The organism is Pseudoalteromonas sp. 2CM32C (assembly GCF_023161925.1).
GTDB classification, from domain to species: Bacteria; Pseudomonadota; Gammaproteobacteria; order Enterobacterales; family Alteromonadaceae; genus Pseudoalteromonas; species Pseudoalteromonas marina.
This window is the reverse complement of the sequence record NZ_JALNTI010000012.1, coordinates 72,129-97,971: the sequence shown is the minus strand read 5'-3', so window position 1 is coordinate 97,971 and position 25,843 is coordinate 72,129. Positions and strand designations below refer to the sequence as shown.

Here is a 25,843-nt window from a genome sequence, read left to right as displayed (position 1 = left end):
GTTGGCTCCTTTTTCGTTTTTATTATTATTTTTTGCATCCAACTTAACTTTTAAGCCGTTATTGCTGTGAGGTTAACATGTAAATAATTAGTGCTGCTTAGTCTTTGCCTTATAAGCAAGTGCGTTATTTACCTAAATTTGATGGAATATATAAAAGGTAAAAATGATGAATAAAGCAAATTTAACAACTCATTCAGCACAAAAAAACACACTGAAACACACGCTTAGTTTTTCAGCGTTAACACTTGCAGTATTAATCGGGATTACAGGTTGTAGCTCAGACGATGGTAAAAACGGCGTAGATGGTATTGCAGGCACCGACGGACAAAATGGTACCGATGGAACAAATGGCAACCCAGGCTTTGCATCAGCCACATTTATTTTGGCAAACAATGGAGAAACCAACACGGGTACCATTGATTTAATTGACCAAAGCGCTTCTAAATTAAAAACTTTTAACACAACAGCCAACGAAGGCGTCGCTTTTGATAGCTTAGGTAATTTATTACAAGCAAGCGACAGCGAAAGTGGCAGTATTAAAACTATCTGTCAGCTTGCTAACCGTGCTGATGGCAGCAGCTATGATGCAAATACTGATCGCGAAATAACAGGTGCTAACACTACGCTCGTAAACCCTAAAGGAATTGCCGTAGCACAAAAAAGTGGCCTTATTTTTATTGCTGACTTTGGCGCGATGCAGATAACTACTTTTGGCGCTACAGCCGCGGGTAACGCAACGCCATTAGGCACAACCATAACAGAAGCTGCACCGTGGGATGTTGATTATGATGAAACAAATGACCGTCTTTATGTAGCACTTACAAATGGTGATGTAGCCGTTTACGATAATTTTGTTGGTGGTGAATTTGCCGCTATGCCGAGTCGTACAATTACCCCTAGCAATAATGATGGTACGCAAATATCTGTAAATATTCATGGCATTGTTTATGATTCAAATACTAATAAACTTATTTTATCTGATGTAGGCAGTGCCTCAGATGCAACCGATGGTTCGTTATTTGTAATCAATAATGCATCAACCGCAGATGGCTTAGTGAGCGTTGCACGCAGTATTGCCGGACCAGCAACAATGCTTGGTAACCCGGTTGATATTAGCCTTGAAGGGAGTGATTTGCGTGTAGCCGAAAAATCAAATGATGCTGTTCTTGTATTTAGCAATATTTTTTCAGGTGAAAGCGGCGATATTACTCCTGACTTAATCACTTCAACTATTAAACCTGAGTCAATTACTAAAGTGGGTATGCAAAATGTAATGGCTGACATTTCAGATAGCGATACCGCTAATGTGGCGCTTTTAGGAGTTGCCGTTAGCAGTAACCCAGGTACGACAGGTGAAACAACTGGGCAAATTAGTCGATTAAGTTCACAACTTAGCACAGAAATTGGCAACTATAATGCGGGTCAAACTATCGAGAGTATAACTTTTGATAAAGCAGGTAATAGCTATACAACGTTCGATAACAGTACAACTTCTATTGGCGGTATTGCTATTTCAAATAAGGTGGCAATAAACAGAGATGGACAAACGTATAATACAAACCAAGACAGTATTATTACTGGAACAAATACAGGCCTTATATCTCCTAAAGGTCTTGATGTAGCTTCTGATAGCGGTATGATTTTGGTTGCAGAAAATAACGCAGATACACCAAGTATCTCAATATTTTCAACGTGTACCACAGGAGATGCAAGCCCATTAATGACCCTTACTTTTGCTAACGGTGCGCGTCCTTGGGACGTTGATTACGATGTAAATACTGACCGTGCTTTTGTCGCACTCACAAATGGAACCGTTGCTGTATTCGACGAAGTCAAAAGCAAGCTTATGGCCGGAAATGCAAATATTGCTGTTGAAGATAGGCTTATAACACCTGCTAATGCTGGAACCGCGGTAGAAGCGCCAAGCAATATACATGGCATCGATTACGACTCGCTTAGTGGCTCGTTAATTCTCTCTGATGTGGGTAGCGCCGCGGTTGCTGACGATGGAAAAGTATATGTATTAAATAACGTGGCAATGGCATCGGGGTTGGTAAACATCAGCACCACGATTAGCGGCCCAAATACCCTACTGGGTAACCCTGTCGATATTATGTATACCGGGACAGATTTATACGTAGCTGAAAAATCAAATAATGTAGTTATGCGTTTTAATAATATTTTAAGTATTACCGGAGGCGACATTAGCGCCGATGCAAGCACTGCATTTACGGCACCTGAGTCAGTTGCAATATTACCAGCTTGGCTTAATCAATAGCGTTAACCTCACCATACCTGACCAATCACTTTGGTCAGGTATTATCGCATCCACACTTTTATATCGGCCAAACCATTTCTCTGTAGCATACCCAGTTGCTGCTCTACATTAGAGTTTTGTTCAAACTCAAATGCATCTAGCTGCTCGTCGAAAGTAATATGGGCTACACCGTCGCCACCGCGTTTTTTAACTTGATGAAGCGAAATATCAGCTAAATTAATAGAGGTTTCCCAACTAATTACTTGCCCACCAAGTAAGGGTAATGGGTAGAAAGACCAACCAATTGAGGCTGTTATATTTGTCATATTTCCGTTAGGTAATTGGAAAGAATACTCTGCAATCGCTTTACAAAGCTCTGAAGAGTAACTGTCTATTTTATTGCACTTAAAATCACGTAAAAGTAATAAAAACTCATCGCCACTCCAGCGCGCTACATAGTCAGAGCCCTGCGTACGCGAGTTTAATAGCGCAGCCATTTGCTGCAAACAGCTGTCACCAGCAATTGGACCAAAGGCATCATTTATACGGCTAAAGTTATCTAAATTAATAATAACCAGTACAAGTGATTTCCCTTGGGCCTGTAATGACTGTGAATTACGTTGAAAATGCTCAATATCTTTTGGTAATTGATCAAACAAGAAACGACGGCTACGCAATCCTGTAAGCTCATCGGAGTGGCTTACAAGTTTAAGTTGTGAGTTAACTTGCCCAAGCTTATCATTAGCTTGTCGAAGCTCTAACGTACGCTCTGTAATTAAACCTTCAAGCACTTCTTGTTTTCTGCGCTCTTGCGCTTTAAGCACCCAAAATACTAAGTAAAGAAGTAAAATAAAGCCACTGGTGATCAGTAATCTAAAGTAAATCGTTTCATCAAACCGCTCTGGCACAATAAACTCATACTCTACGTATTGCGCCTTTGACCAATCTTCACCTTGGCGTTTTGCCTCTAACTGAAATAAAAATGCCCCAGCTGGTAAGTTGGTATAAATAGCCTCGCGGCGCGTGTTTGCATAACGCCAATCATTGTCCAAACCACTTAACTGATACCTAAACTCAATACTGTTTGGCGCATAATAGTCTATCGCCGTATAGGTTAGTGTTATGTCTCGCTCGTCAGTTTCTAAAGTCGGCTTTTTACCTAGCGCAGCCGTTGTTAAATTACGCTCAGGAGTTGTAATTGTTTCAATAGTTGGTTTTAACGACAGCACCCCAAATAGCTCTACATTTTTAGGTATCTCAACAACACCTTGTAGGCTCGGATACCACATCGAGCTGCCCATATTGACAACTGCATCATGGCCTAAACCACTACAACACTGGCTAGCTTTGCCATCAAGCTGGCGATCGAATGACGAAATCACCTCTTCTACTTTTAAACTTTCTATGTTTGTTTTGAACTGCTCCGCTGGCATTCTGTAAACACCTTTCATGGTGCTAACCCACACGTTATTTAATTTTTCGTCGTACTCTAAGCTAAATATAGAGCCATACGGTAACCCATTTGCGGCATCAAGCTGTCTCCATTGGCCCTGCGTGCTTCGGTAAAATAATCCATCATTAAGCGAGCCTATTAAAATACCCACGCCATCAATATGCAAAACACTTGTAATATAAGCACTTTCAAGTGAAGTTTGATCCCCAACCTTTTCGATACCGCGATCAGTAAAGTAATACGCACCTTTACTGGTACCTATGACACCAAAGTTTCCTTTGTCTAGTACATAAGTTATAAATTTGCTGCCTAAAAATGCGTTATAAGCAAAGGGAGTTAAACCTGCAAAGTTGAGCCTGTAGAGCCCACGGCCGGTGCCAATCCAAAACCCACCTTTACTAGAGCGACTTATAGCAAAAACGGGATTATCACGCAGTGCACGCCCAGGCACACTAAAGAGTTTATCGTCTTCGTATACGAACAACCCTCGCCCTGTGGCGATGTATACGCGCTCTCCATCAAACTGTAAATCGTGTACTGAGGCACGCCCATACTGACTACTTGGAATTAAATTAATATAGCTTTTATTCAAGTCAAAATAACCAACACCACTTTTATTAGCGACCCATAATTTACCATCTGGAGCTTGGCTCAGCGCCATAACCGCTTCAGTCATTTGTGAAACAGCAGCGTGCCTTTCTACTCGTCCTTCGTGAGCAAGCCACAACCCTTCACTAAAGCTTGCTAACCAAATATTATTTTTATCATCTCTAAAAATATCAGCAAACCAAATACTTTGATCTAGCTGGCTCGGTTCAACCCATTGCCATTGGCTGGATTTATCTCTGAATAACAAGCGCCCATAGGTGGAAATCCATAAACCACCATCGCTGTCACTCATAAATTTATACACAGCAGAGTTATTCGCGTTGGGTAATGGAAAGGGCCTTAACTCGTCGTCTAAATCTAAAAAGTAAGCGCCTAGCTCCGAAGCTAAATATAAATTCCCATTTAAAAATGCAAGATCATGAACGATCGTTTGAGCTAAGCGCTCGGGTAACGATATTTTAGCAGTAAGCTCTAAACGTAGTTTGGCAAAATCGGAGGAGTTTTTAGTTAAGCGTAACAAGTGACGATCGTTTACAAGCCAAATACCTTCTGGCGAAAGCGCCATTTGACTCACTGAACCCACTATTTGAGTTATAACGGTTGCATTAGCCGTTGGTAAAATAGCTTTAGATTGACCGCGTAAGTTAACTTGACCACGACCAACGTAATATAACCCGTTTGCGGCTATCCAAGTGCCCCCTTTGGAGTCTTCTAGAATATCCCTGACAGGGCCTTTAATGTTAAATGCCTGCGCTGCAAAGGTCGCTGGATTAATAACCACTAAACCACTTCTAGTACCAACCCAAAGTAATCCATTCGAATCGATTAAAAGCTTATTAATACCATTGCTTGGTAAAAAAGCGCTATTTTGGGTATTGTAGTTTGTGAACGTAGTGCCATCAAAACGGCTCAAACCAAACTGTGTGCCTAGCCAAATGTAGCCTTGCTGATCTTGCACTACGCTTTTTAATGATTGTGACGGTAAGCCGTCTTTAATATTCCATTGTTTAACAACATAGTCAGTAATTGAAGCCCCACTTGGCATTGCGCACAACATCAGTACACACACCAGTAAAAATCGCATCATACGCTGCCACCTAGTTAAACTAATCAAATATAAACACTAAAAGGGTAGTAAACCTGCTTTTATTAATGCTTGCAAACAAATCAATGAAAAAATACCCGCTAACACGTCATCCGCCATAATACCAAAACCACCATGTACGCGTTTGTCTAACATACGAATCGGGCCTGGTTTTGCAATATCAAAAAAGCGAAAAAGTAAAAAGCCAACTAATAAAGTTTGCCAATTTAATGCTGCACCTATCATGGTGATGTAGTAGCCAGCGACTTCATCCCACACAATAGCAGGATGGTCATGCACACCCAGATCATCAGCTGTTTTACCGCATGCCCAAATACCAAATACACTGATCACAACTGCAAATACTATTTGTAACCAGATTGGATAATGCATTGTTATAAATATAAATGGCAATGCTGCAAATGTGCCAAATGTACCCGGCGCCTTTGGTGCAAGGCCAGTACCAAACCCTAAACCAAAAAACTGGTGTGGGCGTTTTAAGTTAAATAATCGGTTCTTATTCAAACCTGCTCCTTTGTAAAATGCTCAAAGCCCTGTTGCTCAAAGTTAAACATTTCACCATTTTGTAAAAGCTCAATCTTACCGTTACCACTTTTTATCTGCCCAATACAGGTAATATCCACACCATATTGGCTTAGCTTTAAATCAAGCATACCTTTATTGTTATCGGGAACAGTAAAAATTAATTCATAGTCATCGCCGTAGCTAAGAATAAACGGTAATTGCTTATTAAAATCTAAGCTTGCTTTCATTGCCTCTGATGTAGGAATACTCTCAACATTAATCTCTGCATTTACTTGGGACATTTCAAGAATATGTGTTAAATCGGCAAGTAATCCATCTGATACGTCAATAGCTGACGTTGCAAGCCCACGGATGACCTGACCCGCAGCAACGCGCGGTGTTGGGTAGTCAAATCGATTGTTTAAGTATTCTAAATGCGTAGGATCTATATTAATACCTTGCTTACGTGCTTCAATAGCAAGACCCGCGTCCCCTAAAGGACCCGTAACATAAATCCAATCACCTACTTTTGCACCACTTCTACGAAGTGCCTTACCTTCCGGCACGGTACCTTTTGCACAAATAGTAATGGTAAGTGGCCCTTGAGTGGTATCGCCACCAATAATTTGTACATTGAAGTATTCTGCAATTTCATGCATGCCTTCAGTAAATTCTGCAATCCACTGAGAATCTATTGTCGGTAACGTTAGTGCAACAGATACCCACGTAGGTTCAGCACCCATTGCAGCTAAATCACTTAAATTAACAGCAAGTGCTCTATGCCCCAATGCGCGAGGAGAAATATCTTCAAAAAAGTGCACGCCTTCAACCAAAGTATCGGTTGTGACTGCAAGTTGGCAGTTTTGTGGAACAGTGACAAGCGCGCAATCATCCCCTATACCTAGGTTAACATCACGACGAGAAATACCGCGACCTTTAAAGTAGCGGTTAATTAATTCAAATTCCTTCATACACAAAAAAGCCGACCTATGCCGGCTCTCCTTTTAACGGTTATATAAAGTAAATCTCTGAAAGCAAAGTCAGAGAAAAATACTATTACTTGCGTAAATGCTTTACAGCTTTATCAAGTACACCGTTTACAAATTTATGACTATCTTCTGCGCCAAATATTTTGGCAAGCTCAATACCTTCGTTGATAGCAACTTTATAAGGTACATCTTCACGGAACTTAAGTTCGTAGCTGCTTAAACGTAAAATTGCTCGCTCAACCATATCTAAGTCATCAAATGGACGCGTTAAATGAGGTGATACTGATTCATCAAGTAGCTTATAATTTACAGCTACGCCTGAGGCTAAATCTTTAAAGTATTCAACATCAATTTTAGTAACGTCGTTTTCGATCAACATTTGTTGCTCGATGTCGGCAATTGCATTACCGCTTAATTGCCAAGAATAAACGGCTTGAAGTGCTAAGATACGTGCTTTACGTCTTGCTGCTGGTTTCACAAAAATTCCTTAAACTTAAATTTTATCTAACACATTAACCATTTCAAGCGCACCCAAAGCAGCTTCGCCGCCTTTGTTACCCATTTTGGTACCTGCGCGCTCAATAGCTTGTTCAATGCTTTCAGTGGTTAATACGCCAAATGCAACCGGTATATCATACTCAAGTGATACTTGCGCAAGACCTTTGTTTGACTCGCCAGCAACTAGGTCAAAGTGTGGTGTTCCACCTCTGATCACTACGCCTAAAGCGATGATTGCATCATACTCTTTTTTTGCCGCAACGCGTTTTGCCGCTAAAGGTAATTCAACTGCACCCGGTACATAAATCACAGTAATGTCGTCATCAGATACACCACCGGTACGTTTTAGCTCGTCAACAGCACCTTCAAGTAGGCTGCTACCAATAAAGTCATTAAAACGAGAAATGACAATGGCAAATTTTTTGCCCGGTGCGTACTTATTACCTTCAATAATTTTCATTTGATAACCCTAAAAATAAGTTCAAGCGGTTGCGATTGCGCAAAAATTGCTGCGCATCATACCATAATAATAATAAAATAGCCTAGTTTAAGCGTTTGCCTATTGTGGCTCAATGTAATCAATAACTTCTAAATGAAAGCCCGAAAGTGCATGGTATTTTTTAGGGCGACTCATTAATCGCATTTGCTCAATTCCTAAATCTGCAAGAATTTGTGAGCCTACACCAACAGTACGAGAAGTACCTTGAAATTTACGCGGTATAACATTTTCACCAGCATCTGCAGCAGCAAATGCTTTAACTGTTGCTTCAAGCTCGTCAGTACTTTCTTGTTTACCTAAAATGACTAACACACCGTCATTTTTAGCTATATATGCCATTGCATCCGATAAGCCCCAGCTTCTGTCTGCGCTTCTATCAGAAAGTAAAATATCGTTAAATGTACTTTGTAAATGCACACGCACCAAGGTTGGTTCTTGCGCTTTAATTTCACCCTTAAGTAGTACGTAGTGTAACTGACCGTCAATCGTGTCTTTGTACGTGACTAAGTCAAATTCACCATGCTCCGTTGGCAGCTTACACTTAGCCACTTTTTCGATTGTGGTTTCGTTTAAATTGCGGTATTCAATTAAATCAGCAATTGTGCCAATTTTAATATCGTGCTCTTTAGCAAAAACTTCTAAATCAGGGCGGCGTGCCATGGTGCCATCAGCATTTAAAATTTCAACAATAACAGAAGACGCTTCAAGCCCTGCTAAGCGAGCTAAATCACAACCGGCTTCTGTATGCCCTGCACGTGTTAATACACCACCTGGCTGTGCCATAATCGGAAAAATATGACCCGGCTGTACAATATCGCTAGGAACAGCACCTTTAGCGATAGCTGCTTGTACCGTGCGTGCTCTATCTGCTGCTGATATACCTGTGGTTACGCCTTTTGATGCTTCTATCGACATAGTAAAGTTAGTTGAAAAAGCAGCGCCATTATTTTTAACCATTAAAGGCAAGTCTAGTTGCTCACAACGCTCTTGTGTCATCGTTAAACAAATTAAACCACGGCCATGAGTAGCCATAAAGTTAATTGCTTCTGCGCTAATATGTTCCGCAGCAATGATTAGATCACCTTCATTTTCTCTGTCTTCATCGTCCATTAAAATAACCATTTTACCGGCTTTAATGTCATCTATAATTTCTTGTGCGCTGTGTAAATTCATAAATTCGCTCGTGTAAGTTGTCAGTTTCGTTATTTAATAAAGCCCGCTTTTGCGAGTAAGCTCATTGATATATCTGCGCCGGTTGGCTGCTCTGCACCTTTGATAAGACGCTCTAAATAACGTGCAATTTGATCGACTTCTAAATTAACTTGAGTGCCTACTTTAAAGTCGGCAATCGTTGTTTGACCGCTGGTGTGCGGCACAATTGTTAATTTAAATTTATTACCTTCAACAGCGTTAACTGTCAGGCTTATACCATCAATACATACCGACCCTTTGTACGGTATGTATTTCATTAAATTTTCATCGGTTGTCAGCCAATATTCAGTAGCTCTTGCATTAGCTGTAATCGCCGTTATTGTTGCAATACCATCAACATGGCCAGACACTAAATGTCCACCTAAACGCGAAACCGGTTGCATTGCTTTTTCAAGGTTAACTGTTTGCCCTATTGAATAATGTGCAAAACCAGTTAAATGAATTGTTTCGTTAGATAAATCAGCGCTAAAACCATCAACATGTTTATCAACTACCGTTAAACACACGCCATTTGTTGCAATACTGTCACCCAACTTTACGTCACTCATATCAAGGTCGGCGCTTTGAATACGAATGGCTAAATCGCCTTGTTTTTTTTGTAATAAAGCAATTTTGCCTGTGGCTTCTATTATCCCAGTAAACATAGCGCTACTCTTCTTTGTTAAATGATTTTAATGCGTGCTTTTTTAACGCGTTGATACGTAAATCGTCACCAATGCGAACACACTCATTAAAAGATAAATCGATAGTATCTTGCATACTCGTCAGTTCAGGGAAGTTTACTAAACTTTTAGCATCATAACCCATCAGTTTTGGTGCGATATAAAAAACATACTCGTCAATTAAATCAAGCTCGGTCATTTTCCCCGCAAGGGTTGCCCCAGCTTCCAGCCATATATTATTAAACTGATGCTTTGCTAGTGTTTGTAATACATCGGTTAAATCAACCTTACCCTGTTGCTCGCGCACCGCTATGTGCCTAACAAAATGCGGCCACTGCATTGAATTATCAACCTTGGTAGTAAATATAATTACCGAGTGCGCTATTTTAAATAGCGCAAGGTCAGGTGTTAATCTGTTTTGCGAGTCTATTATAACACGCACCGGCTGACGTAGCGGTAAGTTGGTTGGTAATGAATACGGTAACTCACTTGCTCGAACATTAAGTTTTGCATTATCAACAAGAACCGTATCGGCCCCCGTCAAAATGGCACAGCTTTGAGCGCGGTATAGCTGCACATCTTTTCGTGCAGCAGGGCCTGTGATCCACTTACTTTTTCCGTTTTTTAGCGCTGTTTTACCGTCTATACTGGCTGCTAATTTACAAGTTACGTAAGGAAGCCCTTGCTCCATACGCTTAAAAAAACCAAAGTTTAATGCGCGAGCCTCTTGTTCAAGCAACCCATGAGCAACTTCTATTCCGGCGTCACTCAGTATTTTAAGGCCTTTACCTGCCACTTGCGGGTTGGTATCAACCATGGCTGCAATCACCTTTTTAATACCAGCAGCCTTGAGTCCTTCAGCACAGGGGGGCGTGCGCCCGTAATGGCTACAAGGTTCAAGTGTTACATAGGCAGTTGCACCTTTTGCTTTTTCGCCGGCTACAGCAAGTGCATTTACCTCTGCATGTCCTTGCCCTGCTAACTGATGAAACCCTTCACCTATTATTTGATTATCTTTTACAAGTACACAGCCAACATTAGGATTAGGCGTTGTGGTAAATCGACCTTTTTTAGCAAGCTCAATAGCACGCGCCATATATAGCTTATCGTGCTCGGTAAATGCTGATTGGCTGCTCATGCTTATTCCCCTAATCGGGCAATTTCTTCGCCAAACTCTCGTATATCCTCAAACGAGCGATATACTGACGCAAATCTTACATAAGCGACTTTATCTAGTTTTTTAAGCGCTTCCATAATGCATTCACCCACCAAATGGCTCGAAATTTCTCGCTCCCCCGTTGCGCGTAATTGCGACTTTATTATATTGACTACTTCATCAACCTGTTCTGTACTGACGGGACGCTTCTCAAGTGCACGATTTAAACCATTTAGTAACTTATCTTCGTTAAATGGTTCGCGACTTCCGTCTTGTTTTACAACACGCGGCATAACCAGCTCTGCCCCTTCAAACGTGGTGAAACGTTCATGGCAATCGTTACACTCACGACGACGGCGAACTTGATGGCCACCGCCAACAAGGCGGGAATCTATAACTTTGGTGTCTTTTGCTGTACAAAATGGGCAATGCATAACTAAAGGTATCCGTTTTAAAAACAAAAAAGCCGCTAAAAAGCGGCTTTTATAATAGCATGATTGCTTATGTGATCTAAATTACCGTTTTACTTTATTAAGCGTAAACAGGTAGTTTTGCACAAATTGCTTTCACTTTTTCTTTTACTTGTGCTTGAACAGACTCATCAGCAATGTTGTCTAGTACATCACAAATCCAGCCAGCAAGCTCTTTAGATTCAGCCTCTTTGAAACCACGGCGCGTGATTGCAGGAGAACCAATGCGTAAGCCAGACGTTACAAACGGAGAACGCGGATCATTAGGAACTGAGTTTTTGTTAACCGTAATGTTTGCATTACCTAATGCTGCATCAGCATCTTTACCCGTAATATCTTTATCGATTAAATCAAGTAAGAACAAGTGATTGTCTGTTTTACCAGAAACAACTTTGTAGCCACGCTCTTGTAATACGCTAACCATTGCTTGCGCATTTTTAACAACTTGTGTTTGGTATTCTTTAAACTCTGGTTGTAAAGCTTCTTTGAATGCCACTGCTTTTGCAGCAATAACGTGACATAAAGGACCACCTTGGCCACCAGGGAATACAGCACTGTTAAGCTTTTTGTAAATTGCTTCGTCGCCACATGCAGAAATAATTAAACCGCCACGAGGGCCCGCTAATGTTTTATGCGTTGTTGTAGTTACAACATGTGCAAATGGCACTGGGCTTGGGTAAACACCCGCAGCAATTAGACCTGCAACATGCGCCATATCAACAAACAAGTAAGCATCTACTTTGTCTGCAATTTCGCGAAACTTAGCCCAATCAACAATACCTGAATAAGCAGAAAAACCCGCGATAATCATTTTTGGCTTGTGCTCTAGTGCTAAGGCTTCAACTTGTGCGTAATCAATTTCGCCAGTCTCTTCGTTTAGGCCATACTGAATTGCGTTATATGTTTTACCTGAAAAGTTTACGTGTGAACCATGAGTTAAATGGCCACCGTGTGCTAGGCTCATGCCAAGTACTGTATCAAGCGGGCTTAATAAGGCTTGGAAAACAGCGGCATTGGCTTGCGAACCTGCATGCGGCTGAACGTTTGCGTAGTCAGTACCAAACAATTCGTTTGCGCGGTCAATAGCTAATTGCTCAACCACGTCTACGTGCTCACAGCCACCGTAGTAACGTTTGCCAGGGTAACCTTCCGCATATTTGTTAGTAAGTTGAGAACCCTGTGCTTCAAGTACGCGTGGGCTACAGTAGTTTTCAGATGCAATTAACTCAATGTGCTCTTCTTGACGTGATGTTTCTTTACTCATCGCGTCAAATAACTCTGGATCAAAGTCCGAAATATTCATGCTACGTTCTAACATTGGGGGCTCCTGGGCAACGTGTATGGTATTTTTTAGAGGCTATATTGTACGCTTAAAACCGCACTTTGCCTACGTTCTTAAGTTGAGGATATTTAATCAGGGATTGAAACTATTTCACACCCTTTTTAAGATGATATTTTTAAATAACTTACATAATTATTTTAAATGTTTTTTATTTATTACATTTAATTAGTTAATTAACAAAGCTATTTCACGGTTTAAAATGTGCAAAAAAGCGGCCATAGCCGCTTTCGTGTTTACTTAATATTTAAGCTAACTTAGCCAGTATTTCTGTACGCAAAGCGTCGTAATCGGCGTTTATGTCGCTTGCAAGGCATGGTTTAGCCAATGCGTCGCTCAATGGCTTTGGCATATCTAGTTCAATATTTAGTATACCTTCTACACTTTCTTTAAACTTAGCTGGATGTGCAGTTGCTAAAAAGATGCCCGCAGCACCCGGTGCTCGGTTATTAACTAAACCTTGATAGGCAATTGCTGTATGTGGCTCTGCAACATACCCTGTTTGATGAATATTTTTCATCACCGTTTGAGTGTTTTCTTCGTCAACACTAATTGAGTAAAAGTTGTCGTAACTAAACCAGTTGTTGTCCAACATAGTTTGCACACGTGGCCAGTTATTCGGCTTACTCACGTCCATCGCATTTGAAAGCGATTCAAGCGTTGCATTAGGCAACCAATTTTTATCAAGTATAAAACGAGGAACGGTGTCGTTTTGGTTTGTTGTTGCACTTAACTTTTCAACTGGCAACCCTATTACAGCGCCAATCATTGCGGCGCATACATTACCAAAGTTACCACTTGGTACAGAAATATGTGCTGTTGCACGCTTTTCTTTTGGCAGTTGTGCAATCGCTTCAAAGTAATAACATACCTGAGCGACTAAGCGGCTTATGTTTATCGAATTTGCTGAATTTAAGCCAAGTGTAGATTTAACTTCATCATCTAAAAACGACTTTTTTACAAGTTCTTGGCAATCGTCAAAACTGCCATCAACCGCGTAACAATGAATATTGCCACCTAAGGTAGTAAATAGCTTTTGCTGAGCAAGTGAAATTTTTCCTTTAGGATAAAGAATAACCACATCAATGTTTGGTTTATTGTAAAATGCATGCGCAACCGCTGCACCAGTATCACCTGATGTTGCTGTTAAAATAGTCACTTTTTCACCTTGGTTAAACTGCGCTAAGCATTCAGCCATAAAGCGCCCACCAAAATCTTTAAAGGCCAGCGTAGGACCATGAAATAACTCCAAACAATAGGTATTTTCTTCTACCTCGACTAACTTAACAGGAAAATTAAACGCATTTTTAACCATGTCGGCAACAGTGCTACTTGGCAACTCATCACCAATTAAATGTGATAAAATTTTGCTACTGCGCGTAACAAAATCCATATCAAGTAATGCGTCAACATCAGTCATAGGCGCTAACGATTTAGGAAAAAACACACCTTGGTTACGTCCAAGTCCTGTTTTTACTGCTTCAACAAACGACACTTTTTGTGAGTTATCTTTTAAATTATGTAATTGCATGACTTCTAATCCTATAAAACATTTAATTGACGCGTGCCGTCGTTATCTAACTTACAAATATGGCAAAAACCTTGCTCATTTATATAATTATCTTTTAACCATTTAGCGCATTGCTCGGCCGCTTCAAGTGTTTTACATACAGTAAATAAGGTAGGCCCTGCGCCTGAAATACTAACTACCTCAGCTCCAAGTGCGGGTAAACTTGCTTTCGCCTCGCTAAAACCAGTAATAAGCGGTGCACGGTAAGGTTCTGCTATTTCGTCTTTCATTATGCTTAATGCATCGTCAAAACGTGCTGTTAATAACAAGCTACTAAAAGAGGATAAACGCTGCGCAAACTCAACGCTTGCATGCATGCTAAGATCTTTTGGCAAAACAGAACGCGCTTTTGCTGTATTAAGCGAAAAGCCTGGAAACGCCGCAACGTAATACCAGTTTTCATCAACAGGTAGTTCTATAGATTTATTAGGAATTAAATCGCCAGTTAGCTGCAAACCGCCTAAATAACACGGCGTAATATTATCGTAATGGCGTCCGCCACTTACAACGGCTTCAAAATCCGCCATCAACTCAATTAGCTGTACTTGACTTAACTGTGTTTCTGCAAACTTATCAAGCGCTGCAAATGTAGCAACCACCGAACAAGCACTCGATCCTAATCCAGAACCAATTGGCAGGTTTTTTTTAAGCTCTAGCTTTACCGTTGGCATATCTGGTGCGACATGAGCTCTAAAGTGCACTAGACACTGATAAGCTAAGTTCTCTTTAGCATCGCTTGGTAATTTATGAGCATATTCGCCTGAACAAACAAACTCATCACAAGGGGCTGCGCTAACAAGTGCTACATCCCCCAATAAACTACCATCAATTGGCGCAAGAGCAGCACCTAGCGCATCAAATCCAACTGCAAAATTACCAATAGATGCAGGCGCATATACTTCAATCATTTTCGACTCCTAGCGCGATAATGTTTTTAAAACGTCTGCAAATACACCTGCAGCAGTTACTTCAGAGCCAGCGCCGTAACCACGAATAACAAAAGGACGTGGTTGGTAGTATTGACTTAAAATTGCAAGCGCATTTTCACCATCGCGAATAACATTAAGCGCATGTGATGAATCAACAGCCTCAATACCTACTTTACAGTGGCCTTCTTTAATTGTGCCAACGTAACGAAGAACTTTCCCTTCACTTGCCGCTTGCTCAATACGTGCGTTAAAGTCAGCGTCTAAGCTAGGTAATTTTGCCATAAACTCATCAATACTGTCTCCTTCGGCAAACCCTTGTGGTAATACCGACTCTACTTCAATGTCGGTTAGCTCTAATTTCATACCGGCTTCACGTGCAATAATTAACAACTTACGCGCAACATCAGTTCCCGATAAATCATCACGAGGATCTGGCTCTGTAAAACCACTTTCTTTTGCTTTAATGGTTGCCTCTGACAGTGATAAACCATCTTGCAAAGCACCGAACATGTATGACAATGAGCCCGATAAAATACCGCTAAATTCTAATAATTCATCTCCTGCACCAAATAAAGACTGCAAATTATCGATAACAGGAAGGCCTGCACCTACGTTTGTCTCGTATAAAAACTTGCGGTTATTTTTTTGTGTAGCAGCAATTAAATCTTGATAATACGTATATGAGCTAGTTGTTGCCTTTTTATTGGCTGCAACAACATGAAAACCCGCATTTAAAAAGTCAACATATTGCGCTGCAAGTGCATCAGACGATGTACAATCCACCAGCACAGGATTAACTAAATGGTTTTGCTTAACAAATTGCTCAATGAGTTTTAGGTCAAATGACTGCTCTGATACTGCTAATTTTTGCTGCCAATCACTAAAGGCGATACCCTCGCTATCAAGATGCAACTGACGAGAGTTAGCAACGCCGTACAAATTAAGTTTAATGTTACGCTTTTCAAGCCATGCTTGTTGGCGCTCTAATTGAGATATCAGTTCTTGCCCTACTAAGCCGCACCCTAGTAAAAACACATCAATTGAAGGCACATGCGTGAAAAAGTTCTCATGGCATATTTTCACTGCGTCGTTACATAACTCACCGTCAATCACAGCTGAAATAGCACTTTCAGTAGAATCCTGTGCAATCGCCACAATGTTTACTTGTGCTTGAGAAAGGGATGCAAAAAACTTAGCGGCTAAACCACGGTGTGCGCGCATGTTATCACCCACAAGCGTTACTATGGCTAAATTACGCTGTACTTGAACAGGCTCAATTAAACCTGCTTGAGATTCAAGCTCAAACGCTGTTTGTAAAGCGGTTAAAGCAAGGGCTAAGTCGCTTTCATGTACACAAAAGCTAATGCTAAATTCACATGACGATTGCGTGATCAACACAATAGATACGTTATCGTGAGCAAGCGCATTAAAAACTTTAGAGGCCATGCCTACTTTGCCTTTCATTCCTGGACCCGAGACAGTCAGCATAGCTAAATCTTGCAGGCTTGAAATTGCTTTTACAGGCTCGTCTGATGAATAATCATTTCCGATTAGCGACCCTTGGGCATCAGGGTTATGCGTATTTTTTATTTCACACGGCACGCCCGCTTTGGCACAAGGCAAAATAGTTTTTGGGTGAAGTACTTTAGCACCAAAGTAAGAAAGTTCCATTGCCTCTTTGTATGACAAAAAGTCAACTTTAGTGGCTTTTTTAATATAACGAGGATCTGCGCTATAAACACCATCAACATCAGTCCAAATTTGGCAAACATCTGCCTCTAAACACGCCGCTGCAATAGCCGCTGAGTAATCAGACCCATTGCGCCCTAGTGTTGTAAGCTCGCCTTTATCGTTGCTTGCTGTAAAACCGGGCATAATATAAATCGTGGCTGGCTTTTCTTTTAATGCCGCTTGAAAATGCGCTTTACTTGCAACTAAATCAACTTCAGCATCAATAAAACCACCTGTTGATGCAACGCAACTTGTCGCCTCTAAATAAACCGCCTTATGTGAGTTTAATAAGCGCTGCATAAGCGACACACTCACTCGTTCGCCAAAGCTTATAACAAACGCACGCACTTGATCGGGGCAGCACTTAATTAAAGATACACCATCAAGCTTATTTTTTAGTTCTTCAAAATTTGGCCAGTGGTCAATTGGGCCATGCCCCTTTTCTACGGCTGCTTTTAGCTCGTTACAACGACTCGTTAAAGCCTCCCATAAAGAGCTAAAGTCTTGGCCTTGTTCTGCCGAACTCGCTAGAGCAACTAGTGAGTCGGTCATTCCACCGGGCGCCGATAATACCAAAAGCATTTCATCTTTTAATTGTGCTTTAACTAATTGAGCTACCTGCTCAAGGCAGGCAAAGTCGGCAAGTGATGATCCACCAAATTTTAAAACGCGCATTGTTTATGTTCCTCATCCCATAAAACGAAAAAAGGCCTGTGCTCTAAGTGAACACAGGCCTTTAAATTTGTTGCACCGACCTATGCCACTATCCAGAAAGAATGGTGGTTGTAATAATAATGGTCAGTACGCGATTAATTGTTTTCATGGGGTAAGACTGCCTTAACAAAGGCTATGCTGTCAAGTGCAAATTAAAAGATAAAACAGCCTTTTTCGATATAAAAAAACCTAATGAATGCCAAATTTATGCAAAATATTGTCCATTCTTGTTTTATCTATTGGTTTATTAATAAAATCGATAGCACCTAACTGAGCTACACGTAATTTCATTTTCTCTTGTATATCAGCAGAAATCACAAGTACAAAACACTCAATCTTGTTTGTTTTTATGTATTCAAGAACGCCAACGCCGTCAATCTCAGGCATAGTTAAATCCAAGCATAGCAAATCAAAGCGGTTAGTTTTCAGTAATTCAATAGCTTGTGCGCCATTTGTAGCTTGCTGAATATCTGCATCTATACACTGTTGCAAACATCTGATTACTTGTTTTCGTGCAACTGTTGAGTCATCACACACTAAAATAGAAAAATTCATATTATAAAACTACTAAATAAGCATAATTAATGTCGTTAAGGGCGGCTGTCGTTGGTAAGCTCATATCTCGGGTAATAGTACCTATATTTACAACATAATACCTGGGCTTTTTGTCCACATTTTGTAACAATCTATTATTGAATAAACTTAACAAGCCAAAAGGGATAGTTTATTATTACTTAAAAGTATAAAAAACAAACAAAAACCAGTTAATCAATAATATACAAACACTCTTAAGCAGTTAGTATGTGGCAAATAAAAGCAAAAATCAGCCCTTATTTATCATAAAATAAATCATTTATTATTTGTTTTTAAGCATTTATTGACTAAATTTTAAATAGTAGTGTAAATACTTAATTATATCTCAAGGAATTGTTGACCTCTCATGCTACAGAAAAGCCTTTCTAAAAGATTACTGACCAGTGTGTTATCGGTCTATTTTTTGCTTACCTTTGTAGTGACATGCGGACAGGTGCTTGCTGAGTATTTAAACACTAAAGATTACATAAAAGATGAATTAGCAACCTTACAAAAAACCTTCAGCCGTAGCTTAACACGAGCTATTTGGGAGCTTAATACAAAACAAACAATCACCACCGCAGAAGGGCTACTCGCTATCCCCATGATAGAAGGGATCATAGTGCGTGATGACAGTGGTGAAGTTATTTCGCAACTTGGTCGCTCTTTAGATATTCATAAACTCTATAGCCAGCAACTTGTCCAAGAAGAAGCCATGCTAGAAGACTCTAAATCAGGCTTGTTTGGGTATACATTCCCACTCATATTCGAATTTTCAGGACGAGCCACACAAGTCGGTGATGTTACGTTATTTTCAAGTCGAGAAGTTGTATTAAGTAGAATAATGGTATCAATCTACTTTTTGATTGGTAATGCCATGATTAAGACTACATTTTTAATTATCTTATTTTTAATGGCCTTTAGAAAGCTACTTACCGACCCGCTTTATCAGCTCACCGAACAAATTGAAAACCTGCAACTCGATGAGCTAGAAGGGCAACACATCGAAATTGAGACCGAAGAACACAATGAGCTTAAGGTAATGGAACACTCGTTTAATAACTTAATCGATAAGGTGGTTCAGTACAGAAAAGAGCTTGAACGAACTCAAAATAAATTAATTGTTAGCAACGAGAAGTTAGACCAACATAACATACAATTAGAGCAGGATGTTGCGCGTAAAACGTCTAACTTAAGTCAAGCAATGATGGAATTACAACAGCAAAAATATGAATTAGAAAAACAAAAAATAGTATTAACAGATGAGGTAGACCTTCGCCGCAGTACCGAAAAAGAACTGATCACCAAACAAGCGGAATCTCAACGCTATATTGATGAATTAAAACTGGCTCAAGAGCGACTCGTTGGTACAGAAAAAATGGCGGCATTAGGCGGCCTCGTTGCAGGTATTACACACGACATAAACACGCCTATTGGCATCGGCGTTACTGCAGTATCATTTTTAGAAGAGCGTTTAAATAAGTTAGAAAGTGCCTATGCTGAAAAAACACTTTCCCCTAAGGCGTTGGAAGAGTTTATTAACGAAGCCAAACAAAGCACAAGCTTGCTTACAACAAATTTAGATAGAGCCTCTGACCTTATTGCAAGTTTTAAGCAAATTGCTGTAGACCAAGCCAGTGAAGCTGTGCGTACCATAAACTTTAAAGATTATGTAAATGAAGTAATTCGATCGCTTCACCCTAAATTGAAAAAAACATCGCACACTATTAATCTACAATGCCCTGATGACCTAGTATTAAATTTGCCAGCCGGCGCCATAAGCCAAATATTTACTAATCTCATCGTTAATTCGCTTATTCATGGTTTTGAAGGTAAAGACAATGGTGTTATGGACATTAACATCACAAGTGACGAAACCAACCTAACCATTTACTACAAAGACAACGGCAACGGAGTCACCGCTGAGCAGCTTGAAAAATTATTCAATCCGTTTTTCACCACCAAGCGAGATGAAGGTGGTAGTGGTTTGGGCACTCACATAATGTTTAATTTAGTTAAACAGACATTAAGCGGCTCAATTGAAGCGACAAGCGAACCTGGCCAAGGATTGCACTATTTTATACAATTTCCTAAAAACATGGCTAAGCCTCTGTCTATATTCAATCAAAGCTAATTTAAATAGTCGTTAATCAGTCATTTCGAGGAGCGACTTTTATTGTTATGATTGAGCAAATTTTCAGATGGATTATCTCCCCTATGTGGTTTAGTAACCTTATTTGTTACCGCTTTAAACAAGATGTTTCGTACACACAAGAAGACTTTGATAAAGCATTAGAACAAGATCTATTTCGCCCTTGCACAGGTCAAGAGCTCTCTACGTTTGGCTGGACGAAAGCATTTGGAAAGCATAGCGAAGCACTTTCTCACTTCTCTCAAAAAAGTATTTTAGTGTGTGCTAAACGCGAAGAAAAAGTATTACCGGCATCAGTCATCAACGAATTAGTTGCCGAAAAAGTTGATCAAATTGAAGCTGAAGAAAACCGACCCGTTAAAAAGAAAGAAAAAGACGAACTTAAAGAAAATATTCTTCACACCCTACTTCCGCAAGCATTTAAAAAGTCGAGCTTACAATTTGCATTTATTGACCAAGAAAACGGTTGGGTTGTGGTTAATAGTGCAAGCTTTAATAAAGCTGAAGAGCTGTTAGCACTGTTACGTAAATCGTTAGGTACTCTTCCAGTTGTGCCTGCATTTGCAAATTATGACCTTGATGTATTTTTAACTGATTGGCTAACTAACTTCAGCACACCTGAAGGCTTTGCAATTGGTTCTGACGCTGAGCTTGAAGAAGCTGATGACAGTGGCGCGCAAGTTAAATTAAAAGGCCATGACTTGTCATGTGATGAAGTTAAATCACATCTTGAAAGTGGTAAACGCGTTACTAAGCTTGCACTTGATTGGCAAGAACGTGTTAAATTCATGCTTCAAAATGATGGATCAATTAAACGTCTAAGTTATTCAGATACACTGAAAGAAGAAAACGCTGACATACCTAAAGAAGATATGGCAGTAAAACTTGATGCTGACTTCATTTTAGCATCAGAAGAAATTAAACAATTGCTAGAAGAGCTAACTCAAGGTTTAGGTGATGCAGATGATTTAGCCAATCCATAACCGACAGTTTAATAGCAATAAAAAAGCACGATTAAATCGTGCTTTTTTATTGCGCTAAATTTAAGGCTTAATTAGCTAAACATGTCTTTTACATCTGCAAGCATTTCATTGTATTCATCGCTTGAGAACAGCTGCATAGATGAAATAACACCTTTATCTATATACGTTTGTAAAGCAGCTGATTTATCAGATACCTGTAAAGTCCCCTCTAAAATAGCCCCAATTCGAATAAAATCTACATAACTTATTTGTTCTGGTTTATAGCTTGGATCTGCCCAACTTAGTGCTACATCGGAGAACTCTGCAGGAAATTCCCACGCATCCATGATTGATGAGCCAATTTTACCACTTAGTTTTTGAATGGCATGTGCCAAGAAGCTAGGATTTGCAAACACTTCAGGGTGACGCTCAGCCTCAGTTAAGATAGGCAGCACACCAATATTATAAACTAAGGCAGCTAAGGTAATTGAGTCGCGATTTAACGAGGTACGTTTATTATTTTGTAAGTAAAACTCCATTAGCGTAATGGAATGGCTCGCCACAGTTAATGTTTTTTGCCACGCCTTACCCATATAGCCTTTAATAAGGTCGTTGTTAGAAACAAATAGTTGTTCCATTGCCATCGCTGTCGCTATATTTTTAATTTGGCGCAATCCAATACGGGTGACTGCTTGATGTAAGGTAGATACCTTAACCGCACGTCCCATGATTGCACTATTAGCCACTTTGATCATTCGAGCAGATAACGAAGGGTCTTGTGAAATAACTTCCGACATTTGCATCAAATTAACTTCAGGATCGTCTGCAGCTTGGCGAACTTTAATCGCAACCTCAGGGAGTGTAGGTAATACAAGCGTATCGTTATTTATTCTATCAACTAATATTGTTAATAATGCATTCTCTGTAGACATAAAGCAGTCATCCTTTTTAGTTGTAATATTACTACACGCTACAACAGTTAATTTTTATAATAATGAACTTACAATCAGTATTGCCTAACTTACCGTTAAAGTTAAGAAAATTTTATAACTTTATTTCTGTCTCTCATTTTCAACGACACTATTGCCCATACACCGCCTAATACTTGCTATTTACTGTTTAGGTTTGCTTTAATGCTGGCACAATATAGTAGCGTGCCGTCAACGAGCCTCCCAACAAGCATCTACTTATCATTAAATTAACTTTTAAATAGGCAAAATAATGATCTTAAATAAAATTAGCCAAGCCATTTTACTCTCTGGTGTTGTTTTTCTGAGTGCGTGTTCAGATAAACCTTCGTCACCTGCCGAGACCACATCGCAAACACCCGTAAAAGTAATGGGGCCTGAGCTTATTAATGTTGATGAACAACGCTTAAATATATACACCGACTTTAGCTTACAAAGCGATTTATCACACTTAAGTGACAATCAAAAAGCAATGATTGCCATCCTTATAGATGCGTCAAAAATAATGGATGCCTTATTTTGGAAACAAGCATTTGGTGAAGATAAAGAGACATTTTTAGCAAAGCTAACCGATCAACAAATTCGCAAATTTGCTGACATAAACTACGGCCCGTGGGATCGTTTAAATGGCGATGAAACGTTTCTTTCAGGCTATAAAGAAAAGCCACTAGGTGCACAGTTTTACCCAGCGGATATAACTAAAGAAGAGCTTAATAACGCGGACGTAGAAGATAAAACAGGCCTATACTCAATTATCAAACGCGACGAACAAGGCAAGCTTTACAGTGTCCCTTATTCAAAAGAGTACGCAACAGAACTTGCAAAGGCAGCCGACCTTCTTCGCCAAGCCAGCAAACTTGCCGACAATAAAGAATTTGCAAATTACTTAAATCTTCGTGCGGACGCGCTGCAAAAAGATGACTTTCAGGTTTCTGATTTTGCCTGGATGGACATGAAAAACAACCCCATTGATGTTGTTATTGGACCAATTGAAACGTACGAAGATCAACTATTTGGGTATCGTACTGCCTATGAATCTTATGTATTAATCAAAGATTTAAAGTGGAGTGAACGTCTTGCCAAGTTTGCAGCCTTTTTGCCTGAACTTCAAAAAGGTTTACCTGTTGATGACAAATACAAACACGAAGTACCTGGTTCAGATGCTGACTTAAATGCCTACGACGTTGTTTATTATGCAGGTCATTCAAATGCAGGCAGCAAAACCATTGCAATCAACTTACCTAACGATGAACAGGTACAGTTAGAAAAAGGCACGCGCCGCCTACAACTTAAAAATGCTATGCGCGCTAAATTTGATAAAATTTTAGTGCCTATTTCAGAGCAGTTAATCGTGCCTGAACAACGAAAGCACATTACCTTTGATGCTTTTTTTGCAAACACCATGTTCCATGAAGTAGCGCATGGTTTAGGCATTAAAAATACGATTACGGGTAAAGGAACGGTTCGCCAATCATTACAAGAGCACGCAAGCGCACTTGAAGAAGGTAAAGCCGACATTTTAGGCTTATACATGGTTGAGCAATTATTAAATAAAGGCGAGATCAGCGAAGGAACCATTGAAGATTACTACATTACTTTTATGGCCGGTATTTTCCGCTCAGTGCGCTTTGGCGCGTCAAGTGCACACGGTAAAGCGAATATGATTCGCTTTGACTTTTTTGCACAAGAAGGGGCATTTTCTAAAAATGAAGAAGGCTTCTACCGCGTCAATATGGAAAAAATGAGTATTGCTATGGCGAAGCTTTCTCGTCTAATTTTAACTTTGCAAGGTGACGGCGATTACCAAAAAGTCGACCAACTGATTGCAACCCATGGTGATATTAAAGAGTCTCTAACCAAAGATTTAGAAAAACTAAGCCAAGCAAACATCCCTGTAGATGTGACCTTTAAACAAGGTAAAGACGAAGATATTTACATTGCTCGCGCTAAATGGTTAAAAGACAGCAAAACACTTTCTTACCAATGGCAAAACCGTTCGCAACAAACACTCGAACTTCGCTTTTATGACTCTGAGTCTAAAAAGCAAAAAGTAGCCCTAACCGAAAACAGCGATACATGGATCAACCTACATTTTGACCTCGTTTTTTTAAAAGACAAAAAACACTTTGTGTGGGCTTCTGAGCGTGATGGGTTTAAGCACCTTTATCTTTACCGCACAAATGGACAGTTAGTTCGTCAAATTACATCGGGTGACTGGGCTGTTGATAGCCTAAAAGGCATTGATGAGAAAAAAGGCATTGTGTACTTTGCTGGCAGAAAAGACACACCACTTGAAAGCCACTTATACAGCGCACCTTTATTTAAAAAAGGTGACTCTAAACGAATTACTGAAGAAGGCCAGTACCACAACGTAGTGCTAGCAAAAGATAATAAAACCTTTATTGACACAAGTTCTTCTGTTAATAAGCCTAAGTCGGCAGCACTGCGTAAAGTTAACGGCGAATTTATTACTTGGCTTGAAGAAAACAAGCTAGATAACAGCCACCCACTTACACCTTATTTGAGCAATTTAGCAACACCTGAGTACGGCACGTTAAAAGCCGACGATGGACAAATAATGCATTACCGCTTATTCAAACCAACCAATATGAGTGCGGGTAAAAAGCACCCAGTCATTGTTAACGTATACGGCGGCCCGCATGCTCAACGCGTTACAAACAGCTGGCGCAGTAAAAATTTATACTTTCAATATATGGCGCAGCAAGGTTATGTAATTTTTCAACTTGATAACCGTGGTTCGTACAACCGTGGTAAAAAGTTTGAAGACGCGATATACAAAAACCTAGGTGACGTTGAAGTAAGCGACCAAATTAAAGGCGTTGAATTCTTACGTACACTTGACTACGTAGATGCTAAACGCATTGGTATTTACGGCCATAGCTACGGTGGCTATATGGCGCTTATGACCATGTTTAAAGCTGGTGACTACTTTACTGCCGGTGTATCAGGTGCTCCGGTAACTGATTGGGCATTATACGACACTCATTACACAGAGCGTTATTTAGGTCACCCTGATACGAATGCAAAAGGTTATGAAGCTAGCGCAGTATTTCCATATACCGATGGTCTTAAGGGACCACTAATGATTTATCACGGTATGGCAGACGACAATGTATTGTTTACTCATGCAACTAAACTATTTAAACAACTACAAGACAGTGAAAAACAGTTTGAAATGATGACCTACCCAGGTTCAAAACATAGCTTGCGCGGTAAGCAAGTTCAAACTCATTTACACCAAACTATTACAAATTTCTTTAACCGTCATTTTGATGTTAAATAACAAACAGTAACTAACTTATTGAGGCTGATTTTTAATCAGCCTTTTTTATTTAAAAAGAGTCTTAAACTCAGCCTTAGTTAAATGCCTCAAATACAGCTTTAAATTTAACCTCGAAATATAAACTAGCCCTAGATTAAACGCATATTTTTACTAAACTTATTTGGTGCACTTTTTTGTGCAAATAATT

Annotated in this window: 19 protein-coding genes; 4 read left to right on the top strand and 15 right to left on the bottom strand. The window is 39.9% G+C overall.

The features are described 5' to 3' along the window. Positions 1–166: 166 nt before the first annotated feature. Complete coding sequence (locus MTF67_RS17095) at positions 167–2,278, top strand: hypothetical protein (protein ID WP_248520234.1); 2,112 nt, start codon at positions 167–169, stop codon at positions 2,276–2,278. 41 nt (positions 2,279–2,319) lie between these two features. On the opposite strand, the gene MTF67_RS17090 is transcribed toward MTF67_RS17095, so the two are convergent. From MTF67_RS17090 to MTF67_RS17025, 14 genes are all read right to left on the bottom strand, one after another. Further along, positions 2,320–5,406 (bottom strand): ligand-binding sensor domain-containing diguanylate cyclase, encoded by a 3,087-nt coding sequence (locus tag MTF67_RS17090; protein ID WP_248520228.1) that lies wholly within the window; start codon positions 5,404–5,406, stop codon positions 2,320–2,322. Positions 5,407–5,442: 36 nt separating this feature from the next. Continuing rightward, positions 5,443–5,928: a phosphatidylglycerophosphatase A gene (locus tag MTF67_RS17085; RefSeq protein WP_006794265.1), complete on the bottom strand. Its 486-nt coding sequence runs from the start codon at positions 5,926–5,928 to the stop codon at positions 5,443–5,445. Beyond that, positions 5,925–6,899, bottom strand: coding sequence for a thiamine-phosphate kinase (gene thiL / locus MTF67_RS17080; RefSeq protein ID WP_006794266.1), 975 nt, complete (start codon positions 6,897–6,899; stop codon positions 5,925–5,927). Before thiL ends, MTF67_RS17085 begins: the two co-directional genes overlap by 4 nt. An 85-nt stretch (positions 6,900–6,984) precedes the next feature. Next, the gene (gene nusB / locus MTF67_RS17075; RefSeq protein ID WP_006794267.1) at positions 6,985–7,395 is read right to left on the bottom strand and encodes a transcription antitermination factor NusB; all 411 of its coding nucleotides are present in this window, start codon (positions 7,393–7,395) and stop codon (positions 6,985–6,987) included. Between the two features lie 15 nt (positions 7,396–7,410). Beyond that, a complete protein-coding gene (ribE, locus tag MTF67_RS17070; protein WP_006794268.1) occupies positions 7,411–7,875 on the bottom strand; it encodes a 6,7-dimethyl-8-ribityllumazine synthase in 465 nt (154 codons plus the stop codon). A gap of 99 nt (positions 7,876–7,974) precedes the next feature. Continuing rightward, complete coding sequence (ribBA, locus tag MTF67_RS17065; protein ID WP_248520227.1) at positions 7,975–9,087, bottom strand: bifunctional 3,4-dihydroxy-2-butanone-4-phosphate synthase/GTP cyclohydrolase II; 1,113 nt, start codon at positions 9,085–9,087, stop codon at positions 7,975–7,977. 29 nt (positions 9,088–9,116) lie between these two features. Then, the gene (locus MTF67_RS17060) at positions 9,117–9,770 is read right to left on the bottom strand and encodes a riboflavin synthase (RefSeq protein ID WP_010557798.1); all 654 of its coding nucleotides are present in this window, start codon (positions 9,768–9,770) and stop codon (positions 9,117–9,119) included. Between the two features lie 4 nt (positions 9,771–9,774). Further along, entirely contained in the window at positions 9,775–10,926 is a 1,152-nt protein-coding gene (ribD, locus tag MTF67_RS17055; RefSeq protein ID WP_248520225.1) for a bifunctional diaminohydroxyphosphoribosylaminopyrimidine deaminase/5-amino-6-(5-phosphoribosylamino)uracil reductase RibD, read from the bottom strand. Between the two features lie 2 nt (positions 10,927–10,928). After that, a complete protein-coding gene (nrdR, locus tag MTF67_RS17050) occupies positions 10,929–11,378 on the bottom strand; it encodes a transcriptional regulator NrdR (protein WP_006794272.1) in 450 nt (149 codons plus the stop codon). A 97-nt stretch (positions 11,379–11,475) separates the two neighbouring features. Then, on the bottom strand, positions 11,476–12,732 hold the full coding sequence (glyA, locus tag MTF67_RS17045; protein WP_006794273.1) for a serine hydroxymethyltransferase: 1,257 nt from the start codon (positions 12,730–12,732) through the stop codon (positions 11,476–11,478). A 268-nt stretch (positions 12,733–13,000) separates the two neighbouring features. Next, positions 13,001–14,284 (bottom strand): threonine synthase, encoded by a 1,284-nt coding sequence (thrC, locus tag MTF67_RS17040; RefSeq protein WP_248520223.1) that lies wholly within the window; start codon positions 14,282–14,284, stop codon positions 13,001–13,003. Between the two features lie 11 nt (positions 14,285–14,295). Next, positions 14,296–15,231 carry a homoserine kinase gene (gene thrB, locus MTF67_RS17035; RefSeq protein ID WP_248520221.1) on the bottom strand — a complete coding sequence of 312 codons (936 nt, stop codon included), beginning with the start codon at positions 15,229–15,231 and terminating at the stop codon, positions 14,296–14,298. Positions 15,232–15,240: 9 nt separating this feature from the next. Then, complete coding sequence (gene thrA, locus MTF67_RS17030; protein WP_248520219.1) at positions 15,241–17,658, bottom strand: bifunctional aspartate kinase/homoserine dehydrogenase I; 2,418 nt, start codon at positions 17,656–17,658, stop codon at positions 15,241–15,243. Between the two features lie 228 nt (positions 17,659–17,886). Continuing rightward, positions 17,887–18,252 carry a response regulator gene (locus tag MTF67_RS17025; protein ID WP_006794277.1) on the bottom strand — a complete coding sequence of 122 codons (366 nt, stop codon included), beginning with the start codon at positions 18,250–18,252 and terminating at the stop codon, positions 17,887–17,889. 385 nt (positions 18,253–18,637) lie between these two features. On the opposite strand from MTF67_RS17025, the gene MTF67_RS17020 reads away from it, so the two are divergent. After that, the gene (locus MTF67_RS17020; RefSeq protein WP_248520212.1) at positions 18,638–20,404 is read left to right on the top strand and encodes an ATP-binding protein; all 1,767 of its coding nucleotides are present in this window, start codon (positions 18,638–18,640) and stop codon (positions 20,402–20,404) included. A gap of 83 nt (positions 20,405–20,487) precedes the next feature. Next, positions 20,488–21,405 carry a recombination-associated protein RdgC gene (gene rdgC / locus MTF67_RS17015; protein WP_006794279.1) on the top strand — a complete coding sequence of 306 codons (918 nt, stop codon included), beginning with the start codon at positions 20,488–20,490 and terminating at the stop codon, positions 21,403–21,405. A gap of 71 nt (positions 21,406–21,476) precedes the next feature. Here rdgC and MTF67_RS17010 read toward each other — a convergent pair whose 3' ends face one another. Then, entirely contained in the window at positions 21,477–22,316 is an 840-nt protein-coding gene (locus MTF67_RS17010) for an HDOD domain-containing protein (protein ID WP_006794280.1), read from the bottom strand. 289 nt (positions 22,317–22,605) lie between these two features. Here MTF67_RS17010 and MTF67_RS17005 point away from each other — a divergent pair, with 289 nt between their 5' ends. After that, positions 22,606–25,656, top strand: a complete 3,051-nt coding sequence (locus tag MTF67_RS17005) for a prolyl oligopeptidase family serine peptidase (RefSeq protein ID WP_248520211.1) — start codon at positions 22,606–22,608, stop codon at positions 25,654–25,656. Positions 25,657–25,843 lie beyond the last annotated feature (187 nt).

What these genes read in the sequence shown, in the direction of transcription:
- MTF67_RS17095 (WP_248520234.1), top strand. Translation starts at nt 167, where the DNA reads ATGAATAAAGCAAATTTAACAACTCATTCAGCACAAAAAAACACACTG.
- MTF67_RS17090 (WP_248520228.1), bottom strand. Translation starts at nt 5,406, where the DNA reads ATGATGCGATTTTTACTGGTGTGTGTACTGATGTTGTGCGCAATGCCA.
- thiL (WP_006794266.1), bottom strand. Translation starts at nt 6,899, where the DNA reads ATGAAGGAATTTGAATTAATTAACCGCTACTTTAAAGGTCGCGGTATT.
- ribE (WP_006794268.1), bottom strand. Translation starts at nt 7,875, where the DNA reads ATGAAAATTATTGAAGGTAATAAGTACGCACCGGGCAAAAAATTTGCC.
- ribBA (WP_248520227.1), bottom strand. Translation starts at nt 9,087, where the DNA reads ATGAATTTACACAGCGCACAAGAAATTATAGATGACATTAAAGCCGGT.
- MTF67_RS17060 (WP_010557798.1), bottom strand. Translation starts at nt 9,770, where the DNA reads ATGTTTACTGGGATAATAGAAGCCACAGGCAAAATTGCTTTATTACAA.
- ribD (WP_248520225.1), bottom strand. Translation starts at nt 10,926, where the DNA reads ATGAGCAGCCAATCAGCATTTACCGAGCACGATAAGCTATATATGGCG.
- nrdR (WP_006794272.1), bottom strand. Translation starts at nt 11,378, where the DNA reads ATGCATTGCCCATTTTGTACAGCAAAAGACACCAAAGTTATAGATTCC.
- glyA (WP_006794273.1), bottom strand. Translation starts at nt 12,732, where the DNA reads ATGTTAGAACGTAGCATGAATATTTCGGACTTTGATCCAGAGTTATTT.
- thrC (WP_248520223.1), bottom strand. Translation starts at nt 14,284, where the DNA reads ATGCAATTACATAATTTAAAAGATAACTCACAAAAAGTGTCGTTTGTT.
- thrB (WP_248520221.1), bottom strand. Translation starts at nt 15,231, where the DNA reads ATGATTGAAGTATATGCGCCTGCATCTATTGGTAATTTTGCAGTTGGA.
- thrA (WP_248520219.1), bottom strand. Translation starts at nt 17,658, where the DNA reads ATGCGCGTTTTAAAATTTGGTGGATCATCACTTGCCGACTTTGCCTGC.
- MTF67_RS17025 (WP_006794277.1), bottom strand. Translation starts at nt 18,252, where the DNA reads ATGAATTTTTCTATTTTAGTGTGTGATGACTCAACAGTTGCACGAAAA.
- MTF67_RS17020 (WP_248520212.1), top strand. Translation starts at nt 18,638, where the DNA reads ATGCTACAGAAAAGCCTTTCTAAAAGATTACTGACCAGTGTGTTATCG.
- rdgC (WP_006794279.1), top strand. Translation starts at nt 20,488, where the DNA reads ATGTGGTTTAGTAACCTTATTTGTTACCGCTTTAAACAAGATGTTTCG.
- MTF67_RS17010 (WP_006794280.1), bottom strand. Translation starts at nt 22,316, where the DNA reads ATGTCTACAGAGAATGCATTATTAACAATATTAGTTGATAGAATAAAT.
- MTF67_RS17005 (WP_248520211.1), top strand. Translation starts at nt 22,606, where the DNA reads ATGATCTTAAATAAAATTAGCCAAGCCATTTTACTCTCTGGTGTTGTT.